The organism is Agrobacterium sp. 719_389 (assembly GCF_900188475.1).
Taxonomy (GTDB): domain Bacteria; phylum Pseudomonadota; class Alphaproteobacteria; order Rhizobiales; family Rhizobiaceae; genus Agrobacterium; species Agrobacterium radiobacter.
Window position 1 is genome coordinate 82459 of sequence record NZ_FYEM01000004.1, and the last position, 22581, is coordinate 105039.

Here is a 22581-nt window from a genome sequence, read left to right on the forward strand (position 1 = left end):
TAAGAACATTTTAATATTATGGATATCTAATATTAAAAGCCGTAGATCAGTATCGCGCCAGCACGACTATCACGCGGGCCAATACCTGACCAAGGCGAAGAGACAAAAGTGCCTGCATTGCTGCCTTCGGCGGCAAAACCTGTTCGTGTTCAATATGATACGACGTGGACCGCATGTCCTGTGCGGCTCGCCGCGCCGTGGGCTGATTTTGGGGGACGTGTAATGCTGGGGTTAGGAAAAAGCGCAGATAATAAAAATATACTCGATGCCATATCGAAATCACAGGCGGTCATAGAATTCGATCTCAAAGGTAACATTCTCACTGCAAATAAAAATTTCTGCGCGGCGCTGGGTTATGATCTCGCCGAGATCGTCGGCAAGCACCATCGCATCTTCTGCGACAGCGAACTCACCGCGTCGCGGGCATATCAGGAATTCTGGGCCTCTCTCGCCCGCGGCGAGTTCCAGGCCAGGGAATATCGCCGTATCCGTAAGGACGGCTCGGTCATCTGGATCGAAGCCTCTTACAACCCGGTTTTCCGTTCGGGCAAACCCTACAAGGTCGTGAAGATCGCCACCGACATCACCGCCAAGAAGATCAAGGCCGTAGACGATGCGGGCAAGCTGGAGGCGCTCTCCCGTTCCCAGGCAACCATCGAGTTTTTGCCCGATGGCACCATCATCACCGCCAATCCGAATTTCTGCGCCACGGTGAATTACGACGTCAAGGAAATTGAGGGCAGGCACCACCGTATGTTTTGCGATCCCGCCTATGCCGCCTCGCCTGCCTATGGCAATTTCTGGCCGCGGCTGGCGGCGGGGGAATTCATCTCGGATGAATTTGTTCGCTATGGAAAGAACGGCAAGGAGATATGGATCCAGGCTGCCTATAATCCGGTGCTGGACGAGGCCGGCAAGGTGGTGAAAGTGGTGAAGTTCGCCACCGACGTCACGCCGCGCATGAGTGCCATCAGCGTGCTTGCCGATGCTCTGCGGGCGCTCGCCGAGGGTGATCTTGTGCAGCGTCTCGACAACAGCTTCGTGCCCAGCATGGAAAAGCTGCGTGCGGACTTCAACGAGGTCGTCGCCAAGCTGCAGGCCACCATGCAGAACATCGCCCATAATGCCTCGACAATCGCCTCCGGCTCAGGCGAAATCCGCATCGCCGCCGATCAACTTTCGCAACGCACCGAACAGCAGGCAGCCTCGCTGGAAGAGACCGCAGCCGCGCTGGAGGAAATCACCACCACCGTGTCAGATGCCAGCCGGCGCGCCGGCGAGGCCGGCAAACTGGTGCTGCGAACGAGAGAACATGCCGAACATTCCGGCGACATCGTCCAACAGGCAATCTCCGCCATGGACGCGATTTCCCGGTCCTCGGGTGAAATCACCAACATCATCGGCGTTATCGACGATATTGCTTTCCAGACCAATCTTCTGGCCCTGAATGCGGGGGTCGAAGCCGCGCGGGCCGGGGAAGCGGGCAAGGGTTTCGCCGTTGTGGCGCAGGAGGTCCGGGAACTCGCCCAACGATCCGCCGTTGCGGCCAAGGAAATCAAATCCCTCATCAACACCTCGCGCGAGCAGGTCGCCAATGGCGTGGATCTGGTTGGCAGAACCGGCGGCGCCCTGCGGGATATCCAGTCGCAGATGGGCGAGATCGACACCAATGTCTCGGCGATCGTTGAAGCCTCGCGCGAACAGGCAAATGGCCTCAGCGAAATCAATCAGGCCGTCAACGTCATGGATCAGGCCACCCAGAAAAACGCCGCCATGGTGGAGGAGACCACCGCCGCCAGCCACGGCCTCGCCACGGAGGCGGAAAATCTGCACGAATTGCTGCGGCAGTTCAGAATATCCCACGAGGCATCGCCCGCCCGGCCGGCCGACAAAAAACCGGCCGTCGTCACCCGGCTCCCGACACCGCAACCGCGATATGCCGCCGCGCCAAGGTCTCAGGGAAATGCAGCCGCCGAATGGGCGGAATTCTAGGCCCGCTCTGACGCCAAGGGCCGCCGGGAAACGGCGGCCTCAACGTTATAGAATGATACGATCCGCCCGGGTGAAGATTTCAAAATCCTCACCCCGCACCAGCGCCACAAGCGTGATACCCGAGCTCTCAGCCGTTTCAATGGCAAGCGCGGTGGGCGCGGAGATCGCCGCCAGAATGGGGCTGCCAAGGATGGCCGTCTTCTGGACCATTTCCACCGACAGGCGGCTCGTGACCACCACAATGCCCGCGTCGGGAGACAGGTTCGCGTTGATAACCGCACCTGCGAGCTTGTCGAGCGCATTGTGCCGGCCGACATCTTCGCGGACAGCAAGCAGCCCTTTTTGAGGATTGTAGAAACCCGCGCCGTGAACTGCCCGCGTTTCGCGATTGAGGCTTTGCGCTTCATTCAGCGCTTTCACCGCAGCAACGATGTCATCTCCGTCAACGGAGACTTCCACGCCGCCCAACTCCGGTACTACGCGGACCGCCTGTTCTATAGATTCAATGCCACAAAGACCGCAGCCTACGGGGCCTGCCATATGCCGCCGTCTTGCCCTCAGCGCATCCGCGTTGGCATCCTGCAAATCCACCTGTACATCAAAACCCTGCCCGGCCTCGATCACTTCAATGGAACGGATTTCCGCCCTGGTGGATATGATACCCTCCGTAAGACTGAAACCGATTGCGAAATCGACAAGATCGGCGGGGCTTGCCATCATCACCGCGTGGGTGCTGCCGCCATAAGAAAAGGCAACCGGCACCTCCTCAGGCACCGCCCGCTCGCCCTCGACTATGGCCCCTTCCCGCAGAGCGGTTCTTGCGACCCTTCGGTAACTTGCCTTTGCCGACACGCTGAGCACTCCTCCATGACGAAAATCTGCCTCGTCTCGCTAAGGATCCAAAGCAGCATTTCTTCCCGCCACCACATCTAACCTATAGCCATGAAAATCGGAATCGGTTTCCGGGTTCACCCGTTGAAGGCGCGTTATTATCCCTGCTTTACCCATTGTCTGCCCGTGAATCGTCGGCGTAATTCGCTAGCGACATTCCGACGCCCGCGCCGAACTGACGGACGGCCTCATGCGCGGAGACGGGCATTTTTTGCTTGGACAGGGCGGCGGACACTAGCCCAAAAACAAAAAAGCGACCGAACCGGCCGCTTTCTGTTTTGAATTTTTTGTGGGCAGTCATTCTTTCGAACCCGCCCGGTGCTTTCAAGCAGCGACGAGAACCTCATGCAGGTTCGTCAGTTCGTAAAGGTGCTTTTCAAGCTTGGTCAGATGCTCGTGGTGATGATTGCCCTCTTCGATTTCGGCCTTGGCCGCATCGATACGCTTCTGCAGCGTGTCAGGAGACATATCATCAGCCGAAACCGCGGATTCCGCAAGAAGCGTGCAACCGGTCGGCAAAATATCGGCAAAACCACCGAAAACCACATATTTATGGGTCTCACCGGAAGCGAACTTCACCGTCACCAGACCCGGCTTGATCGTGGTCATCGTCGGCGCGTGATTGGCCAGAACGGTCATTTCACCCAGCGTAGCCGGGATGACGACTTCCGTAACCGTTTCGGAAACGAGCAGACGCTCCGGGGAAACGAGATCGAATTTGAAACTGTCAGCCATGGCTATTCACTTCTTTTCAATTACGCGGGCGTCACGGACTTGTCTTCTACAACGCCGGCGAAAGCCGTTCCGGTTTCGCCGTCATTGCCGGCAAGGCGCGCGGTTGAACCACGCGCCCGCCAATTCATGATCAGGCAGCTTCGCCAGCCAGCTTCTTTGCCTTTTCGATGGCTTCTTCCATCGAACCGACCATGTAGAAAGCGGCTTCCGGCAGGTTGTCGTATTCGCCGTTGACCAGGCCCTTGAAGCCCTTGATCGTATCTTCGAGCGCGACGAGCTTGCCCGGAGAACCGGTGAAGACTTCGGCGACGAAGAACGGCTGCGACAGGAAGCGCTCGATCTTGCGGGCGCGAGCAACCGTCAGCTTGTCTTCTTCCGACAGTTCGTCCATGCCGAGGATGGCGATGATGTCCTGGAGAGACTTGTAGCGCTGCAGGGTCGACTGAACCTTACGGGCAACCTCGTAGTGTTCTTCACCGACGATCATCGGGTCGAGCATGCGCGAGGTGGAGTCAAGAGGGTCAACAGCCGGGTAAATACCCTTTTCGGCGATCGAACGCGACAGAACCGTCGTTGCGTCAAGGTGCGCGAACGAGGTGGCCGGCGCGGGGTCGGTCAAGTCGTCGGCGGGAACGTAAATAGCCTGAACCGAGGTGATCGAACCCTTGTTCGTGGTGGTGATGCGTTCCTGCATCTGGCCCATGTCCGTTGCGAGCGTCGGCTGGTAGCCCACGGCCGAAGGAATACGGCCAAGCAGAGCCGACACTTCCGAACCAGCCTGCGTGAAGCGGAAGATGTTGTCCACGAAGAACAGAACATCCTGGCCTTCATCACGGAAGTTTTCAGCGATCGTCAGACCGGTCAGGGCGACGCGGGCGCGGGCGCCCGGCGGTTCGTTCATCTGGCCGTAAACGAGCGCAGCCTTGGAACCTTCGCCGCCGCCAAGCTTGTTGACGTTGGACTCGATCATTTCGTGGTAGAGGTCGTTGCCTTCGCGGGTACGTTCACCCACGCCGGCGAATACCGAGTAACCGCCGTGCGCCTTGGCGACGTTGTTGATCAGTTCCATGATGAGAACCGTCTTGCCAACGCCGGCGCCGCCGAACAGGCCGATCTTGCCGCCCTTGGCGTAAGGAGCCAGAAGGTCGACGACCTTGATGCCGGTGACAAGGATCTGTGCTTCGGTCGACTGCTCGACGTAAGACGGCGCATCCTGGTGGATGGCGCGCTTCTTGGCCGTAACGATCGGGCCCGCTTCGTCAACCGGCTCGCCGATGACGTTCATGATGCGGCCGAGCGTTTCAGGACCGACCGGAACCTCGATCGGAGCGCCCGTGTTGCTGACGGGCTGACCGCGGACGAGACCTTCGGTCGAGTCCATGGCGATCGTGCGGACGACGTTTTCGCCGAGATGCTGCGCGACTTCCAGAACGAGGCGGTTGCCGTTGTTCTCGGTTTCGAGCGCGTTCAGGATCGGAGGCAGTTCGCCTTCGAACGCCACGTCGACAACAGCGCCGATAACCTGGGTAACCTTGCCCGCGCCGTTCACCGCTGCGGTTTTCTTGGGGGTAGCTGCCTTAGCCATTATCCTTACCCTCTTTCCTTACCTCAGAGCGCTTCCGCGCCCGAAATGATTTCAATGAGTTCCTTGGTGATCTGAGCCTGACGCTGACGGTTGTAGGAAAGCGTCAGCTTGTTGATCATTTCACCGGCATTGCGCGTTGCATTGTCCATCGCGCTCATCTTGGCGCCCATTTCACCGGCAACGTTTTCGAGCAGAGCCCGGAAAACCTGAACCGAAATGTTGCGCGGAATAAGGTCTTCCAGAATAGAAGCCGCATCCGGCTCGTATTCGTAGACGGCGCTCTGCGTTGCCGCATCCTCTTCCACAACAGGCATTGCGGCGGGAATAAGCTGCAGGCCGGTCGGGATCTGGCTGATGACGGACTTGAATTCCGAATAGATCAGCGTGCAGACATCAAACTCACCCGCGTTGAAGAGCGAGATCACCTTCTTGGCGATCTGGTCGGCGTTTTCAAAACCGACCTTCTTCACTTCACGCAGTTCGATGCGTTCGATGATGTTGGCTGCAAATTCGCGGCGAAGGCTGTCGTAACCCTTCTTGCCGACCGTGATGATCTTGACCGTCTTGCCTTCCGAAATCAGCTTGCGGGCGTGATCGCGGGCAAAACGGGCGATTTGCGAGTTGAAACCGCCGCAAAGACCACGTTCAGCCGTGCAGACGACGAGCAGGTGCACGTCGTCCTTGCCGGTGCCGGTCATCAGCGCCGGAGCAACGTCCGCCTCGACCGCCTTGGCGATGTTGGCAAGAACGGCGCTCATGCGCTGAGAATAAGGCCGGGCGGCCTCCGCAGCTTCCTGGGCGCGCCGAAGCTTCGCCGCGGCGACCATTTTCATCGCCTTGGTAATCTTCTGCGTCGCCTTTACGGAGGCAATGCGGTTTTTCAGATCCTTTAGTGAAGGCATCCGTTATCCGTCCGAGTAAAAGAGCCCTGATTACGAGAAAGACTTGGCGAAGCTATCAAGAGCGCCCTTGAGCTTGCCCTTGGTATCGTCGCTGATAGCCTTTTCCGTGCGGATGGTGTCGAGGATCGCCTTGCCTTCCGACCGGAGGTAGGAGAGCAGACCCTGCTCGAACTTGCCGACCTGCGCGACCGGAACCTTGTCGAGGTAACCGTTGACGCCGGCGAAGATCACCGCAACCTGTTCTTCCGTCTTGAGCGGAGAGAACTGCGGCTGCTTCAGAAGTTCGGTCAGGCGGGCGCCGCGGTTGAGCAGGCGCTGCGTGGAAGCGTCGAGGTCCGAACCGAACTGGGCGAAGGCGGCCATTTCACGATACTGGGCAAGTTCACCCTTGATCGAGCCTGCAACCTGCTTCATCGCCTTGACCTGGGCGGCGGAGCCAACGCGCGAAACCGACAGACCGACGTTAACGGCCGGACGAATGCCCTGGTAGAACAGGTCGGTTTCAAGGAAGATCTGGCCGTCGGTGATCGAGATCACGTTGGTCGGAATAAAGGCCGAAACGTCGTTACCCTGGGTTTCGATGACAGGCAGAGCCGTCAGCGAACCTGCGCCCATTTCGTCGGAGAGCTTTGCAGCGCGCTCGAGAAGACGGGAGTGAAGGTAGAAAACGTCGCCCGGATAAGCTTCGCGGCCCGGAGGACGACGCAGCAGAAGCGACATCTGACGATAGGCAACGGCCTGCTTGGAAAGGTCGTCGTAACCGATGAGAGCGTGCTTGCCGTTGTCACGGAAGTACTCGCCCATGGCGCAACCGGCAAACGGAGCGAGGTACTGCATCGGAGCCGGATCGGAAGCGGTCGCAGCAACGATGATCGAATACTGCAGTGCGCCGCGCTCTTCCAGAACCTTCACGAACTGGGCAACGGTCGAACGCTTCTGACCGATAGCGACGTAAACGCAATAAAGCTTGTCGCCGTCAGGACCATTGTCGTGAATGGCCTTCTGGTTCAGGATCGTGTCGAGAATGATCGCGGTCTTGCCGGTCTGGCGGTCGCCGATGACGAGCTCGCGCTGGCCGCGGCCAACCGGAATGAGAGCGTCGATGGCCTTGAGGCCGGTCGACATCGGCTCATGAACCGACTTGCGCGGAATGATGCCGGGAGCCTTGACGTCAACACGCGAACGCTTGGCGGCATTGATCGGGCCCTTGCCGTCGATCGGGTTACCGAGCGCGTCAACAACGCGGCCGAGCAGTTCCGGGCCGACGGGAACGTCAACGATAGCGCCAGTCCGCTTTACGGTGTCGCCTTCCTTGATGTCACGGTCCGAACCGAAGATAACCACACCGACGTTGTCGGCTTCGAGGTTGAGCGCCATGCCGCGAATGCCGCCGGGAAACTCGACCATTTCGCCGGCCTGAACATTGTCGAGGCCATAGACGCGGGCGATACCGTCACCGACGGACAGCACCTGACCGACTTCGGAGACTTCCGCCTCGTTGCCGAAATTTTTGATTTGATCTTTCAGAATTGCGGAAATTTCCGCGGCGCGGATATCCATCAGCCAACCTCTTTCAGTGCAAGCTTAAGGGTGGAAAGTTTGGTGCGAAGAGACGTATCGATCTGGCGAGAGCCGACCTTGACGATCAGGCCGCCGAGGATCGACGGGTCGACGGTAACGGAAATCGTCACATCCTTGCCGGTAACGCTCTTCAGCGCCGCTTTCAGTTCAGTTTCCTGCGCCTCGTCGAGCGCATGTGCCGAGGTAACCTCGGCGGTGATTTCGCCGCGGTGGGCGGCAGCGATGGTGCGGTAGGCGCGGATCATGCCGGGAACGGCAAAGAGACGGCGGTTATTCGCAACAACCTTGAGGAAATTCAGAGCGAGACCGGAGATGCCGGCCTTTTCGCAGATCGCGGTGATTGCCTTGAACTGATCCTCGGCGGAAAACACCGGGCTCGCAACCAGACGCTTCAAATCGTCGCTTTCGTCGAGAAGGGCGCCAAACTTGTCCAGTTCGGCCTGAACCGCTTCGACCGCCCCCGCTTCCAAAGCAAGCTCGAAAAGCGACGACGCATACCTTTCCGCTACACCGGATGTTCCCTGGGAGGTCTCTGCCACGGGCACTTTTTCCCTGCTAATCGTCCAAGACCATCAGCGATGGGGCTCCACCGCATCAAATTCTTGAAATCGTTTCAATTTCCCCGAAAAAGACCGGAATTCCCCCCTGCCTTTTCCCAATTTCGCGGTCCGTCTAGCATAGGACGCCGGGACTCGCAACACGCGTAATAGCGGAAAGCGCCGTTTGGGCAAGGGGGAATGCGTTTAAATTTTCCGATTTCGCTCAGGATGCGGCTCTGGTGCGGCACAAAAGCCAAAAAGCCCGTCTCAGACCAGCCCGAAGACGTAGCTCAACGCGAGTGCGGACAGCAGAAAGTGTACAACCAGAAGTAAGAAATTCCGCATGGTTGCGCCACCATCTGACAATATGGAGAGAATGCCGCCGAAAACGCTGAGGCCGAATGCCGCACCAAAGGCGAGATAGACCATAGGCTGCGCGAGAAGCAGGGCGGCAGCGCCAAGACCGAGATAGAACCCCGCAAGCGACGAACGCACGAGTGTATAACCGTCCCTGCGCTCACCAGCCGGCTGCAGACCGAAGGCGCGCAGCGTAATGCCCGGCGCAAACATGAAAAAAAGGCCCATCACGACCGATACCACCGCCGCGCCGAAGGCCAGCTGCTCGCCGAACTCGGCGGGAAAATAAAACTCCATCTCGTTCCCCAAATCATTTTGATTGCCTGTTGCGTTATGACACGGTCATGACAGCGGGAAAACGCCTCGTCGGCGAAGTTCAAAGGAAACTTTGCGGATCGATATCGAGCTGCACATGCACGCTGCCCCGCTCCTTCGGACCATTGGCCAGCAAAGTACGAAGAAAAGACTGCATGTCGGAATTGCGCCGCCCATGCACCAGGAGGCGGAAACGGTGGCGGCCGCGAATGAGCGCGAGCGGCGCTTCCGCCGGGCCAAGCAGCATGATGCCGGTAACCTGTGGGGCCGCGGCCCTTAAACCTCGCGCATGGGTCTCCGCCTCCCCGCGCGTATCGGCGGAAACGATGATCGAGGCAAGACGCCCGAAGGGCGGCAGAACGGCCTTTTCCCGCTCCACGATCTCACGCTCGTAGAAGGCCGAGGCATCGCCAGAAACGATGGCCTGCATGACGGGATGCTGCGGCTGATAGGTCTGTAGCAGACCGTGACTCTTGCGCCCCGTTCGCCCGGCGCGCCCCGTCACCTGCGAAAGCAGCTGGAAGGTTCGCTCCGCCGCACGCGGATCGCCATTGGCAAGTCCGAGATCGGCATCGACAATTCCGACGAGCGTCATAAGGGGGAAATTGTGCCCCTTGGCGACCAGCTGCGTGCCGATGACGATATCCGCTTCACCCTTGACGATCGCCTCCAGCTCCAGACGCAACCTCTTGACGCCCATGAGATCGGAAGAGAGCACGATGGTGCGGGCCTCCGGGAAATGTTTCTCCACCTCCTCGGCGATACGCTCCACGCCGGGACCGCAGGCCACCAGATGATCGAAGGTGCCGCATTCCGGGCAATGATCGGGCATCGGCTCGCTGTGGCCGCACTGGTGGCACTGCAATTGATTGCGGAAGCGGTGCTCCACGAGCCAGCTGGAGCATTGCGGGCACTGGAAACGGTGGCCGCAGACACGGCAGAGCGTCAACGGCGCATAACCGCGACGATTGAGGAAGAGGAGCGCCTGTTCACCCTTTTCGATGGTCTTGCCGATGCCACGCAGCAGGACGGGTGAGAGAAATCCTCCCCTTTCCGGCGGATGGCGGCGCATATCGACCAGATGCAGATCCGGCATCGCCGCATCGCCGAAACGGGTATGCAGGTGAATGGTATTGTAACGTCCCGAACTGCCGTTGACCTGACTTTCAACCGAAGGCGTGGCCGACACCAGCACGACCGGGAACTCGGCGATCCGCGCCCTGACGACGGCCATATCACGAGCATTATAAAAGACGCGGTCTTCCTGCTTGTAGGCCGGGTCGTGCTCTTCATCGACGATGATGAGACCGAGATTGTCGAAAGGCAGGAAAAGCGCCGAACGCGCACCGGCAACCACCTTCACTTCACCAGTGACGGCCTGCCGCCAGACCTTTTCACGCATGCGCGGTGACAGGTCCGAATGCCATTCCGCCGGCTTTGCACCGAAGCGGTCCTGAAACCGCTCGAGAAAGGCTGCGGTCAGAGCAATTTCCGGTAACAGGATGAGGACCTGCTTGCCCTGCTTCAGCGTCTCGGCCACCGCCTCGAAATAGACCTCGGTCTTGCCCGAACCGGTCACGCCATCGATGAGCGAGACGTGAAAACCACCCTTGCGCACATCTTCCAGTATCTCCGACGCGGCCTGTTTCTGCGGGCCTTCCAGGCGCGGCTCGACATAATCAGGGTCGGGCTCAGCGACGACAGGCGGCGCCGGCAGAAAAACCGTCTCAAACACGCCCTGTTTGACAAGGCCATCGATGACGCTGGTCGAGACACCGGCGGCATGGGCAAGCCCGCTCTTCGTCCAGCCGTGTCCTTCGGCCGCCAGCTCCATCACCCGCTCGCGGGCGGGGGTAAGGCGCTCCGGCCTGCCTTCGGTCAGCCGCAACCCCTCGATCATCGGTTCGGGATCGAAGGCGGCGGGCGCACGCAGCGCCATGCGAGCCACCAGGCCGGGCGGAGAAAGCGTATAGGCGGCAACCCAGTCAATGAAGCGGCGCATCTCCGCCTTCAGCGGCGGGCATTCAAAACTCTTGGTGATGGGCCGCAGCTTCTTCGGATCGATGCCCTTTTCGCCGGCATCGTCCCACACCACGCCGAAGACCTGCCGGGGACCAAGCGGCACCTGAACGACGGAACCGGTTTCCACCACCATATCCTCAGGCACGGCGTAGCTGTAGGGCCCGGGCGCCGGCATGGGCACGAGAACGGGCACCGTGCGCGTGGGCGACGGCAGGTCGAACAGAGCCCCAAACAGATCGGACGAATCTTTTGCCATGATGTGGCGACCATGCCCCGACGACAGGAAAAAGGAAACCGCCCGGATGTAGTGGGCACGCCTTGCAAAGTCCACCTCTTAACCAAATGCTGATCATAAGCGCATAGTTTCGGGACATGGAATGGAGCGCCACGTGACCGAAATCCTGACATTTGCTGAACCCGATCTCCTGAACGAGCGTCAGTCCTGGCTCGCCGCCCTTGCCGGCGAACGACGGCTTTCGGACAATACCGTCGAAGCCTATGAACGCGACACCCGCCAGTTCCTGACTTTCCTTACCGGTTACATCGGCAAGCCAGCTTCCATCACCGATATTGCCGATCTACGTCCGGTCGATCTTCGCGCCTTTCTGGCCAACAGGCGCAAGGAGGGTGCGGGCGCGCGATCGCTCGGGCGGCATCTGGCCGGACTGCGCTCCCTGCTGCACCACCTGCAGAAAAAGGGCCTCGTCAACGCAGCGGGCGCAACTGCCATGCGCGCGCCAAAACAGCCGAAATCCCTGCCAAAACCACTGACCGACCGGCAGGCGCTGAAAATCACCACGGCCGAGGCGCAATTGAACGAAGAGCCCTGGATCGCCGCGCGCAACGCGGCAGTCCTCTCGCTTCTCTATGGCTGCGGCCTTCGCATTTCCGAGGCGCTCGGCCTCACACCCGCCGATTTCCCAACGGGGGGCCGCAGCCTGCGCATCACCGGCAAGGGCAACAAGATGCGGGTCGTACCGTTACTGGCGGTGGTGACAGAAGCGGTCGACACTTACAAGAAGCTCTGCCCCTACGCCCTGTCGGCGGATCAGCCCCTCTTCCTTGGCGCACGCGGCGGCAAGCTGCAGCCCGCCATCATCCAGCGGGAAATGCAAAAACTGCGCGGCGCTTTCGGCCTGCCGGAGAACGCCACGCCACATGCGCTGCGCCATTCCTTCGCCACCCATCTTCTGGCCGGCGGTGGGGATTTGCGCACCATTCAGGAACTGCTCGGCCACGCCAGCCTTTCCACCACACAGGTCTACACCGGTGTCGATACCGCAAGATTGCTGGAAATCTACGACAATGCCCACCCGCGTGCATGAAGCGGGAAATGGTTAACCATAATCATTAACCAGACATCCAAGCCGCCGTTCTATAAGCGAAGAACAACCGGATTGGACCGATGCATAGCCTGATAAGATCACAAAATCTCACCGCCACCCTGATGGGCAAGACCGGCGATGCCCTGCTCTGGCTGCTTGCGGCCCTGCATGTCACGGCCGTTGCAATCCTGCTCATGACCCTGTTTTCGCTGGGGCAAGCGGAAGCCGCAGAGCAGCAGCAGATCACGTGCACGGGCAATGACATTCTCGTGGAAATGCGCAAGACCGATCCGCAGGCCTTCGCAAAGATCGAACAGGAAGCGGCCGCCATCCCGAACGGCAAGGGCAATTTCTGGCGCATCGAAAAGGCAGGCATGGCTCCGTCCTATCTTCTCGGCACCATGCATGTCACCGATCCGCGTGTTCTCGAAATGCCTGCCGCCGCCAGCCCCGCCTTTGAAAAAGCCGCGATTGTCGTCGTGGAGTCGGACGAAATCGTTGACGACAAGAAGGTCGCGACCTCGTTGCTGAGCAAGCCTGAGCTCACCATGTTTCTGGATGGCAAATCGATCACCGACATTCTGTCGCCCGAAAATGTCGCCCGCCTCGAAAAAGGCCTTAAGGAACGCGGCATTCCGCTGAATGCCGTTTCGCGGATGAAGCCGTGGATGCTTTCGAGCTTCGTCGCCCTTCCCGCCTGCGAATTCGCCCGCAAGGCGACCGGCCTTTCCTTTCTGGACAAGAAGCTGGCCGAAGATGCGATTGCGGACGGCAAGCGCCTTGTCGGGCTGGAAACCATGGTCGAGCAGCTGACGGCCATGTCCGAACTGCCGATGGAATTTCATCTTCAGGCGCTGATCGAAACGCTTGAGCTCGGGGAGCGTATGGATGACGTGATGACGACCATGACCGATCTTTACGTCGCCGGCGATATCGGCATGACCATGCCGATGCTGAAAAGCCTCGATCCCAAGAAGGCCGCGGCTGAAAACGAACAGGGCTACGCCGCCTTTGAACAGCGCATCATTACCGACCGCAACCACGTCATGGCGGAACGGGCAGCCCCCGAGCTTGCCAGGGGCAATGTCTTCATGGCCGTCGGCGCGCTGCATCTGCCCGGCGAGGAAGGCGTTATCGAACTTCTGCGCACCCAGGGTTTCACGCTCACGCGGGTTGACTGACCCGCTCACGCCCGATGCTGACGGGCCGGACATTGGCGCAGAACGGCCGCATCGTCGCCGGCACGATGCGGCGGTGAAACGGCCCGACGACAAGAAGATAGAGCCGCCCAAACATGTTCTTGCGCCTGACGATGGTGGTGACAGTCACCAGCTGGCGGTTCCCCTCCTCTTCTAGATCGACAACGATCCGGAAATCGAGATGACGGTCGTCGAAGCCAAGCACTGTCCGCTCCCGGGTGGAAGAAAGAACGGGAAAACCGCCCGCCGACGTGCCAGCGGCCAGTTCGACCGTTCTTAAACCGAAAAACGAGACGACACGGTTTCGAAGCAACATGAGGCTGCTGATCCATGCCGGAGGATGATCGAGAAGGAGCCTGCTCGCATCGAGAGAGGACGGCTCCGGCGTCACCATCTCTCCCTGATAGCGATCCCGCCAGTCTGCGCCCGGCAATATGTCTTCGATCTCCTGCATTCCTGAACCCCCGCCGCGCTATGCGGCAAGGGTCACATTCCTCTTTTTCCGCACAACCGGGAACGCGACAAACCGCCGCTTAGCCGTGCGTCATGCGTTTCAGGACATTGGTGCGCCAGTAGAACTGGTGAACCAGAACGGCACCAATGTGACCGGCGATCAACACCCACATCAGCGCCTCGAAGGGACCGGAATGCAACTGTCCGGCCGGCTGAGCACCGAAATAATAAGCAGCGATACCGGACAGGGGCAGGACGATGAACAGGGCATAGAAGGTGAAATGCGCAACCTTCGCGGCGATCTGAAACGGACGCGGTTCTTCAACCGGATGCGGCGGCACGCCCTGAAAGAAGCGCAGACAGAGGCGTAGAACCGCAAGAAACAGCACGGCAAAACCGACATAGGCGTGGATATTGGCTGAATAAATCTGCTCCGGCGTCAGTGTCTCGCCCCGCCGCATCAGCCGATAGGCATGTTCCATACCATCGGGAAACAACAGGTTGAAGAAGATCAGAAGCGCCATCGCCCAATGAATGACGCGCTGTGGAACCGAAAAGGAAACTTGAGTTGAAAATGCCATTTTATTGCTTTTTATCAAAAGGTTAGACAGGCTATGGCGCAAGTATGGAAAACCCCGGCCTGCATGGCAAGCCGGGGTTTGGCAGATAACTGAAATTTAATGTTGGAGCAAAGGGCTCCAGAACCGATCACATATGGATCGGCTTGAAGAAGGTCGCCAGCGCTGCTTCCTTCACCGCTTCCGACATGGTCGGATGCGCATGGCAAGTGCGGCCGAGATCTTCCGAAGAACCACCAAATTCCATCAGCACGGTGATCTCGTGGATCATTTCGCCAGCGCCGAAACCGACGATATGGCCGCCGAGAACCCGGTCGGTTTCCTTGTCCGCAAGGATCTTCACGAAACCATCCGTCACCTGCATGGCGCGGGCGCGGCCATTGGCCGTGAACGGGAACTTGCCGACCTTGTAAGCGACGCCAGCGGCCTTCAGTTCTTCTTCGGTCTTGCCGACGGAAGCGATTTCGGGCTGCGTATAGACGACTGCCGGAATCACGTCGTAGTTCACATGGCCGCGCTGGCCAGCGAGAATTTCCGCGAGCGCAACGCCCTCGTCTTCCGCCTTGTGCGCCAGCATCGGGCCCTTCACCACGTCGCCGATCGCGTAGATGCCATCGACATTGGTCTTGTAGTGGCCGTCGATTTCAACGCGGCCGCGGCTGTCGAGCACGACGCCCGCTTCCGCAAGGCCGAGACCTTCGGTGTAGGGCTTGCGGCCGGTGGAGATCAGCACGACGTTCGCTTCCAGCGTTTCGGCAGCGCCGCCCTTGACCGGCTCGAACACAACCTTTGCACCGCCAGCGGTCTTTTCAACGGCCGTCACCTTGGCGCCGAGCTTGAAATCGAGACCCTGCTTGGCCAGCAGACGCTGCGCCTGCTTGGAAACTTCACCATCCATGCCGCCGAGAATATTGTCGAGATATTCGACCACGGTCACCTTGGCGCCGAGGCGCGACCAGACCGAACCGAGCTCGAGGCCGATGACGCCGCCGCCGACAACGATGAGTTTTTCCGGAACCTTGGAAAGAGCGATCGCGCCGGTGGAGGAAACGATGACGGTTTCATCGATATCGACCTGAACGCCTGGAATGCCCGCAACATCAGAACCGGTGGCGATGACGATGTTCTTGGCTTCGATTTCCTGTGTCTCGCCCTTGTCGTTGGTGACGGAAACCTTGCCGGCGGAAACCACCTTGCCGGTGCCCTGGAAGGCATCGATCTTGTTCTTCTTGAACAGGAAGGAAACGCCGTCGACATTGGCCTTCACCACACCGTCCTTGTGGCCCATCATCTTGTCGAGGTTCAGCTTCGGAGCGGCAACTTCGATACCGAGCGTATCGACGCCATGGGCAACATGCGCAAAGGTTTCGGATGCATGCAGCAACGCCTTGGACGGGATGCAGCCGACATTGAGGCAGGTGCCGCCATAGGTCGCGCGCTTTTCGATGACGGCGACCTTGAGGCCGAGCTGTGCCGCCTTGACCGCGCAAACATAACCGCCGGGACCCGTACCGATTACAACTACATCATATGCCATGTTTCTGTTCCTGATTGATTGCGGGCAGGATTTTGAACCGCCCTGCTTCCGTTTGACCTGAAACTCAGGCCGCTTTTTCCGTTGCGAGTTTTATACCGAGAGCGATGAACACCACACCGCTGGTGCGGTCGATCCATTGGCTGGCGCGCTGAAATGCGGCGCGCATGCGGGGCGTCGTCATGAACAGGCTTACCCCGACGAACCACAGGATAAGGCAGCTTGCCATGACGAGGCCGTATCCGAATTTGATGGTGACGGGCGTATGCGCATGAACCACCGTCGAAAAGATCGACAGGAAGAAAAACACCGGCTTGGGATTGAGCGCATTGGCGGCAAAACCGAGTGTGAAGGCCTTAAGCCCGGTCTGTGTGCTTTTGGCTCGAACGCCGCCCTCACCTTCAGCCGTCGGCAATTCTGTCTTGCCGGCGCGCAGCGCCTTGATGCCGATATAGATCAGATAGGCGACGCCCAGCCACTTGACGATGTTGAAGAGATAGATCGACTGGGAAATGATGAGACCAAGTCCGAGGATCGTATAGGTGACGTGGAACATCAGGGATGTGCCGACACCGAAGCTGGTGATGATGGCCTGCTTGCGCCCATGCACCATCGCCTGACGCATGACCATTGCCAGATCGGCGCCGGGGGAAACGATTGCGAAAGCGAAGATCGCCATCAGGGATGCAAGTTCGATCAGATACTGATGCATCGGAAAATCAACCTCTAAAACATCAACACGAAAAGCATCAGCGCAAGGCCGAGTATCGAACCGAGCCACACCAGCGAGCGGATATAGGGCACACCGGCCAGATAAAGTGGAATATAGACCACCCGGCAGATCAGCCAGATCCATGCGCCGGTGAGTGCCAGCCCGGACGGATCGCCGGCCATGATGACACCAAAGGCGAGCGCGATGAAAGCGGGATAGGTTTCCCGAAAATTTTCCGATGCGCGGGCTGCCCGACCGGTGAACCTGCCTTCAGGCTTCCTCTCCGCATCACGCGGGCCGGCATTCCAGTCCATCCCAAATTCCCGCGTCGCCGTCATGGCCTGCAGCATGATATGCACCGCAAGCAGCAGGACGCTGAGACCGATCAGCGGTAAAAAGGGTGAAGCGGCAAGAAATGTCGGCTGCACGTTCGCTCTCCTGATGGAATTTCAGCGGGGCCTCAATTGAAACCCCGCCGAAACGAAAAGCAAGACCGATCAGAGATCGAGAACCAGACGTTCCGGATCTTCGAGGCTTTCCTTGACGCGAACCAGGAAGGTAACGGCTTCCTTGCCGTCAACGATACGGTGATCGTAGGAGAGCGCGAGATACATCATCGGACGGATGACGACCTGACCGCCGATGGCGACCGGACGCTCCTGGATCTTGTGCATGCCGAGGATGCCCGACTGCGGCGCGTTGAGGATCGGCGAAGACATCAGCGAACCGTAGACACCGCCATTGGTGATGGTGAAGGTGCCGCCCTGCATGTCGGCCATGCCGAGCGAACCGTCGCGCGCCGCCTTGGCGAGGCGACCGAGTTCCTTTTCAACGCCCGCGATGGAGAGCTGGTCGGCATCGCGGATAACGGGAACAACGAGACCCTTGTCCGTGCCGACAGCCATGCCGACGTGACAATAGTTCTTGTAGATGATGTCCGTGCCGTCGATTTCAGCGTTGACGGCGGGCAGTTCCTTCAGCGCGTGGGTCACGGCCTTGGTGAAGAAGCCCATGAAGCCGAGCTTGACGCCGTGCTTCTTCTCGAACACGTCCTTGTAGCGGTTGCGCAGGTCCATGACGGCGCTCATGTCCACCTCATTATAGGTGGTGAGCATGGCGGCCGTGTTCTGCGCATCCTTCAGGCGACGGGCGATCGTCTGGCGCAGGCGGGTCATCTTCACGCGCTCTTCGCGAACCTGATCCTGCTCGGCCGAAACCGGGCGAGGTGCAGCGGCCGGAGCCGGAGCGGCGGCAGGCGCCGAAACGCCCTTGGCGACAGCGGCGAGAACGTCGCCCTTCAGAACCTGGCCACGCTTGCCCGAACCGTCGACCTGGTCGGCAGACAGGTTGTTTTCTGCAAGCAGCTTGCCGGCGGCAGGCGCCGGCGGCATGGCGCTGGCAGCCGGAGCAGCGGCGGCAGGTGCCGGCGCTGCTGCGGCAGCAGCAGGCTTTGCCGGTTCGGCAGCGGGTGCGGAGGTCGCAGCGCCGGCAGCACCTTCGGCGATCTGGCCGAGAAGGGCGTCGAGGCCGACGGTTTCGCCGTTCTGCGCAACGATTTCGGTGAGAACGCCCGAGGCAGGCGCCGGGACTTCGACGGTAACCTTGTCGGTTTCGAGTTCAACGAGCGGTTCGTCGGCCTTGACGGTATCGCCGACCTTCTTGAACCAGGTGCCGACGGTCGCTTCGCTGACGGATTCGCCGAGGGTTGGTACGCGGATTTCAGTTGCCATGATCTAGTTCCGTTATTCGGGTGTCTTTTTTGCGGGGCGATGCGGGAGAGTTCTCACTCTCCCAGCGCGTCTTCCAGGAACGCAGCAAGCTGCGCCAGGTGCTTGGACATCAGGCCGGTCGCCGGAGAGGCGGCAGCCGGACGGCCCGTGTAACGGACCTTCTGGTACTTGGCGTCGATATGCGCCAGAACCCATTCGAGGTAAGGATCGATGAACGACCACGCACCCATGTTCTTCGGTTCTTCCTGGCACCAGACCATCTCCGCATTGCGGAAACGGGAAAGCTCGTTGATGAGAGCCTTGGCCGGGAACGGGTAGAGCTGTTCGACACGCAGCAGGTAGATGTCGTCGATACCGCGCTTTTCACGCTCTTCGAGAAGATCGTAATAGACCTTGCCCGTGCACATGACGACGCGGCGGATCTTCGAATCCTTCTGCAGCTTGATCGGACCGTCCTTGATGACTTCAGCATCGTCCCACAGGAGACGGTGGAAGGAGGACTCACCCGCAAGCTCGGCCAGCGAAGACGTCGCACGCTTGTGACGCAGCAGCGACTTCGGCGTCATCAGGATCAGCGGCTTGCGGAAGTCGCGCTTCACCTGACGGCGCAGGATGTGGAAGTAGTTGGCCGGCGTCGTGCAGTTGGCAACCTGCATGTTGTCTTCGGCGCACATCTGCAGCCAGCGCTCCAGACGGGCGGAAGAGTGTTCCGGACCCTGGCCTTCGTAACCATGCGGCAGCAGGCAGACGAGACCGGACATGCGCAGCCACTTGCGTTCACCCGAAGAGATGAACTGGTCGAACACCACCTGCGCGCCGTTGGCGAAGTCGCCGAACTGGGCTTCCCAGAGCGTCAGAGCGTTCGGGCGAGCAAGCGAGTAGCCATATTCGAAACCGAGAACGGCTTCTTCCGAAAGCATCGAGTTGATGACTTCGTAACGGGCCTGCGTCGGCGAAAGATTGGCAAGCGGAATGTAACGCTCTTCGGTTTCCTGATCGTAGAGAACCGAGTGACGCTGCGAGAAGGTGCCGCGTTCGCAATCCTGACCGGAAAGACGGATCTTGTGGCCATCGGCAACGAGCGAACCGAACGCAAGCGCTTCCGCCATTGCCCAGTCGATGCCTTCGCCAGTCTCGATCATCTGCGAGCGGTTTTCCATGAAGCGCTGGATCGTGCGGTGGGCGCTGAAGCCTTCCGGAATGGTCGACAGTTTCTTGCCGATTTCCTTCAGCTGCTTCATCGGCACGCCGGTCTTGCCGCGACGCTGCTCATCGGCATTGTCGGCGGCGCGCAGGCCGGACCACTGGCCATCCAGCCAGTCAGCCTTGTTGGGCTTGTAGGACTGGCCTGCCTCGAATTCCTGTTCGAGATGAGCGCGCCAGTCGGCCTTCATCTTCTCGAATTCGCCTTCGTTCATCAGACCTTCCGCGATCAGGCGGTCGGCATAGATGCGCGCGACTGTCTTGTGGCCACGGATGACCTTGTACATCTTCGGCTGCGTGAACGCCGGCTCATCGCCTTCGTTATGGCCAAAGCGGCGGTAGCAGAACATGTCGATGACGACAGGCTTGTGGAACTTCATGCGGTATTCGGTCGCGACCTTGGCCGCATAGGTAACCGCTTCCGGATCGTCACCGTTGACGTGGAAGATCGGCGCCTCGATCATCTTGGCGACGTCGGACGGATAGGGCGACGAGCGCGAGAAGGCCGGGTTCGTCGTAAAACCGATCTGGTTGTTGATGATGAAGTGCATGGTGCCGGCAACGCGGTGGCCGCGCAGGCCGGAAAGGCCGAGAATTTCGGCAACTACGCCCTGACCCGCAAAAGCGGCATCGCCGTGCAGCAGGAGCGGCAGCACCTTGGCGCGTTCGGAAAGCGGAATGATGTCGCCGTCCCATGTCTTGGCCAGCTGGTCCTGCTTGGCGCGCGCCTTGCCCATGACAACGGGGTTGACGATTTCAAGGTGCGACGGGTTGGCCGTCAGCGACAGGTGAACCTTGTTGCCGTCGAATTCGCGGTCCGAGGAAGCGCCAAGGTGGTACTTCACGTCACCGGAACCTTCGACGTCGTCAGGCTTGAACGAACCGCCCTTGAACTCGTGGAACACGGCGCGGTGCGGCTTGCCCATGACGTTGGTAAGAACGTTAAGGCGGCCGCGGTGTGCCATGCCGAGCACGACTTCTTCAAGACCGTCCTGGCCGCCGCGCTTGATGATCTGCTCGAGCGCCGGGATCAGCGATTCGCCGCCATCAAGGCCGAAACGCTTGGTGCCCTTGAAACGTACGTCGAGGAACTGCTCGTAACCTTCGGCTTCAACCAGCTTCGACAGAATGGCCTTTTTGCCTTCCGCCGTGAAGGCGACGCCCTTGTCCGGCCCTTCGATGCGCTCCTGGATCCAGCCTTTTTCTTCCGGGCTGGACATGTGCATGAACTCGACGCCGATGGTGGAGCAGTAGGTGCGCTCCAGAATATCGATCATCTCACGCACGGTCGCATATTCGAGGCCGAGAACGTTATCGATGAAAATCTTGCGGTCGTAGTCGCTTTCCTCGAAGCCGTAGGACTTCGGTGACAGCTCGTTGTAATCTTCAACCGCAACGGCAATGCCGAGCGGATCGAGCTTGGCATGCAGGTGGCCGCGCATGCGATAGGCGCGGATCATCATGATGGCGCGAACGCTGTCACGGGTCGCCTGCAGCACTTCAGCTTCGCTGACCGGTTTGCCGGTGTCGGCGCTCTTGGCTTCGGCCTTTGCCTGAACCTTTTTCTCGATGGCCTTTTCGACCGTGGCCCAGTTACCGTCCAGTGCGGATACCAGTTCGCCATTGGCCGGGATCGGCCAGTTGGCGCGCTTCCAGGAGGCGCCCTTGGCCGCCTTCTTCACGTCTTCCGGATTATCGGACAACGCCTTGAAGAAGCTCTGCCACTCCGGCGACACGGAAGAGGGATCCTCTTCGTACCGGGCATAGAGCTGCTCGATATAGGCTGCATTCGCGCCGTCCAGAAACGACGTGATCTGAAACTGCTCGTTCGCTTCTTGCCTTGCCATTGTGTTCTTGCGGACTTATCCGTCCGCCTCCTCGATGCCGTTAGGGCCGTTCGCCGGCCTGCCGCTTTGATTACTGCTGCCTGCCGCCGGGGGCGGTATGCCGTCTGTCTGTCTTCTTGCGGCATCGGGCAGCGAGGCATCAAAGCCGCGCCGCCCGCACCGATGTCATGTGGTCTCAGCCCTTGAGGACTTCAACCAGCGTCTTGCCGAGGCGCGCCGGGGAAGGCGAAACCTTGATGCCAGCCGCTTCCATGGCCGCGATCTTGGATTCCGCATCGCCCTTGCCGCCGGAAACAACAGCGCCGGCGTGGCCCATGGTGCGGCCCTTCGGAGCCGTACGGCCTGCGATGAAGCCGGCCATCGGCTTCTTGCGGCCCTTCTTGGCTTCGTCGATCAGGAACTGCGCCGCATCTTCTTCAGCCGAACCGCCGATTTCGCCGATCATGATGATCGACTGCGTGGCTTCGTCAGCGAGGAACATTTCCAGCACGTCGATGAACTCGGTGCCCTTGACCGGGTCGCCGCCGATGCCGACAGCCGTGGTCTGGCCGAGGCCTTCGTTGGAGGTCTGGAACACGGCCTCATAGGTCAGCGTGCCCGAACGCGAAACGATGCCGACCGAACCCTTGCGGAAGATGGAGCCCGGCATGATGCCGATTTTGCACTCTTCCGGCGTCAGGATGCCCGGGCAGTTCGGGCCAAGCAGGCGCGACTTCGAACGGTCGAGGCGAGCCTTGACGCGCACCATGTCCATCACCGGAATACCTTCGGTGATGCAGGTGATGAAGGGGATCTCGGCCTCGATGGCTTCGATGATGGCGTCCGCAGCACCTGCCGGCGGAACGTAGATCACGGATGCGTCTGCACCGGTCTTTTCCTTGGCTTCGGCAACCGTTGCAAAGATCGGCAGGCTTTCACCCTTGGAACCGGTCCAGGTTTCGCCACCCTTCTTCGGGTGAATACCGCCGACCATCTGCGTGCCGTAATAGGCAAGCGCCTGTTCGGTGTGGAAGGTGCCGGTCTTGCCGGTCAGGCCCTGTACGAGGACCTTGGTGTCTTTATTGACGAGAATCGACATTAT

The 22581-nt window shown here is 59.8% G+C and carries 19 protein-coding genes; 3 read left to right on the forward strand and 16 right to left on the reverse strand.

What is annotated here, in order from left to right; translation table 11 throughout:
• Positions 1-222: 222 nt before the first annotated feature.
• On the forward strand, positions 223-1992 hold the full coding sequence (locus tag CFB10_RS09255; RefSeq protein ID WP_020010891.1) for a methyl-accepting chemotaxis protein: 1770 nt from the start codon (positions 223-225) through the stop codon (positions 1990-1992).
• 45 nt (positions 1993-2037) lie between these two features.
• Here the strand turns inward: CFB10_RS09255 and fdhD are convergent, their stop codons facing one another.
• The 8 genes from fdhD to CFB10_RS09300 form a co-directional block, all read right to left on the reverse strand.
• The gene (gene fdhD, locus CFB10_RS09260) at positions 2038-2853 is read right to left on the reverse strand and encodes a formate dehydrogenase accessory sulfurtransferase FdhD (RefSeq protein WP_020010890.1); all 816 of its coding nucleotides are present in this window, start codon (positions 2851-2853) and stop codon (positions 2038-2040) included.
• A 354-nt stretch (positions 2854-3207) separates the two neighbouring features.
• Positions 3208-3618: a F0F1 ATP synthase subunit epsilon gene (locus CFB10_RS09270; protein WP_003492358.1), complete on the reverse strand. Its 411-nt coding sequence runs from the start codon at positions 3616-3618 to the stop codon at positions 3208-3210.
• A gap of 130 nt (positions 3619-3748) precedes the next feature.
• On the reverse strand, positions 3749-5203 hold the full coding sequence (gene atpD, locus CFB10_RS09275) for a F0F1 ATP synthase subunit beta (protein WP_026363767.1): 1455 nt from the start codon (positions 5201-5203) through the stop codon (positions 3749-3751).
• 23 nt (positions 5204-5226) lie between these two features.
• Positions 5227-6105 (reverse strand): F0F1 ATP synthase subunit gamma, encoded by an 879-nt coding sequence (locus tag CFB10_RS09280; protein ID WP_020010887.1) that lies wholly within the window; start codon positions 6103-6105, stop codon positions 5227-5229.
• Between the two features lie 30 nt (positions 6106-6135).
• Positions 6136-7665, reverse strand: coding sequence for a F0F1 ATP synthase subunit alpha (gene atpA / locus CFB10_RS09285; protein WP_020010886.1), 1530 nt, complete (start codon positions 7663-7665; stop codon positions 6136-6138).
• Positions 7665-8231 (reverse strand): F0F1 ATP synthase subunit delta, encoded by a 567-nt coding sequence (locus CFB10_RS09290; RefSeq protein ID WP_026363766.1) that lies wholly within the window; start codon positions 8229-8231, stop codon positions 7665-7667. The genes atpA and CFB10_RS09290 overlap by 1 nt, the downstream gene beginning before the upstream one ends.
• Positions 8232-8492: 261 nt before the next feature.
• Positions 8493-8879, reverse strand: coding sequence for a phage infection protein (locus tag CFB10_RS09295; protein WP_020010884.1), 387 nt, complete (start codon positions 8877-8879; stop codon positions 8493-8495).
• 79 nt (positions 8880-8958) lie between these two features.
• The gene (locus tag CFB10_RS09300; protein WP_020010883.1) at positions 8959-11175 is read right to left on the reverse strand and encodes a primosomal protein N'; all 2217 of its coding nucleotides are present in this window, start codon (positions 11173-11175) and stop codon (positions 8959-8961) included.
• 121 nt (positions 11176-11296) lie between these two features.
• Between CFB10_RS09300 and CFB10_RS09305 the strand changes: the two genes are divergently transcribed.
• Positions 11297-12244 carry a tyrosine recombinase XerC gene (locus tag CFB10_RS09305; protein ID WP_020010882.1) on the forward strand — a complete coding sequence of 316 codons (948 nt, stop codon included), beginning with the start codon at positions 11297-11299 and terminating at the stop codon, positions 12242-12244.
• An 80-nt stretch (positions 12245-12324) separates the two neighbouring features.
• Positions 12325-13425 (forward strand): TraB/GumN family protein, encoded by a 1101-nt coding sequence (locus CFB10_RS09310; protein ID WP_026363764.1) that lies wholly within the window; start codon positions 12325-12327, stop codon positions 13423-13425.
• On the opposite strand, the gene CFB10_RS09315 is transcribed toward CFB10_RS09310, so the two are convergent.
• The 8 genes from CFB10_RS09315 to sucD all read right to left on the reverse strand — a co-directional run bounded on the left by CFB10_RS09315 (position 13409) and on the right by sucD (position 22578).
• Positions 13409-13897, reverse strand: a complete 489-nt coding sequence (locus tag CFB10_RS09315) for a DUF2867 domain-containing protein (RefSeq protein WP_020010880.1) — start codon at positions 13895-13897, stop codon at positions 13409-13411. The genes CFB10_RS09310 and CFB10_RS09315 overlap by 17 nt on opposite strands.
• Positions 13898-13976: 79 nt before the next feature.
• Complete coding sequence (locus CFB10_RS09320; protein WP_026363763.1) at positions 13977-14477, reverse strand: cytochrome b; 501 nt, start codon at positions 14475-14477, stop codon at positions 13977-13979.
• A gap of 127 nt (positions 14478-14604) precedes the next feature.
• On the reverse strand, positions 14605-16011 hold the full coding sequence (gene lpdA, locus CFB10_RS09325) for a dihydrolipoyl dehydrogenase (RefSeq protein ID WP_020010878.1): 1407 nt from the start codon (positions 16009-16011) through the stop codon (positions 14605-14607).
• A 64-nt stretch (positions 16012-16075) separates the two neighbouring features.
• Positions 16076-16720, reverse strand: a complete 645-nt coding sequence (locus CFB10_RS09330) for a LysE family translocator (RefSeq protein WP_020010877.1) — start codon at positions 16718-16720, stop codon at positions 16076-16078.
• A gap of 14 nt (positions 16721-16734) precedes the next feature.
• Complete coding sequence (locus tag CFB10_RS09335) at positions 16735-17148, reverse strand: MAPEG family protein (RefSeq protein ID WP_020010876.1); 414 nt, start codon at positions 17146-17148, stop codon at positions 16735-16737.
• Between the two features lie 69 nt (positions 17149-17217).
• Positions 17218-18450, reverse strand: a complete 1233-nt coding sequence (gene odhB, locus CFB10_RS09340) for a 2-oxoglutarate dehydrogenase complex dihydrolipoyllysine-residue succinyltransferase (protein WP_020010875.1) — start codon at positions 18448-18450, stop codon at positions 17218-17220.
• Between the two features lie 53 nt (positions 18451-18503).
• Positions 18504-21500: a 2-oxoglutarate dehydrogenase E1 component gene (locus tag CFB10_RS09345; protein ID WP_020010874.1), complete on the reverse strand. Its 2997-nt coding sequence runs from the start codon at positions 21498-21500 to the stop codon at positions 18504-18506.
• Between the two features lie 175 nt (positions 21501-21675).
• The gene (gene sucD / locus CFB10_RS09350; RefSeq protein WP_003504982.1) at positions 21676-22578 is read right to left on the reverse strand and encodes a succinate--CoA ligase subunit alpha; all 903 of its coding nucleotides are present in this window, start codon (positions 22576-22578) and stop codon (positions 21676-21678) included.
• Positions 22579-22581: the final 3 nt, after the last annotated feature.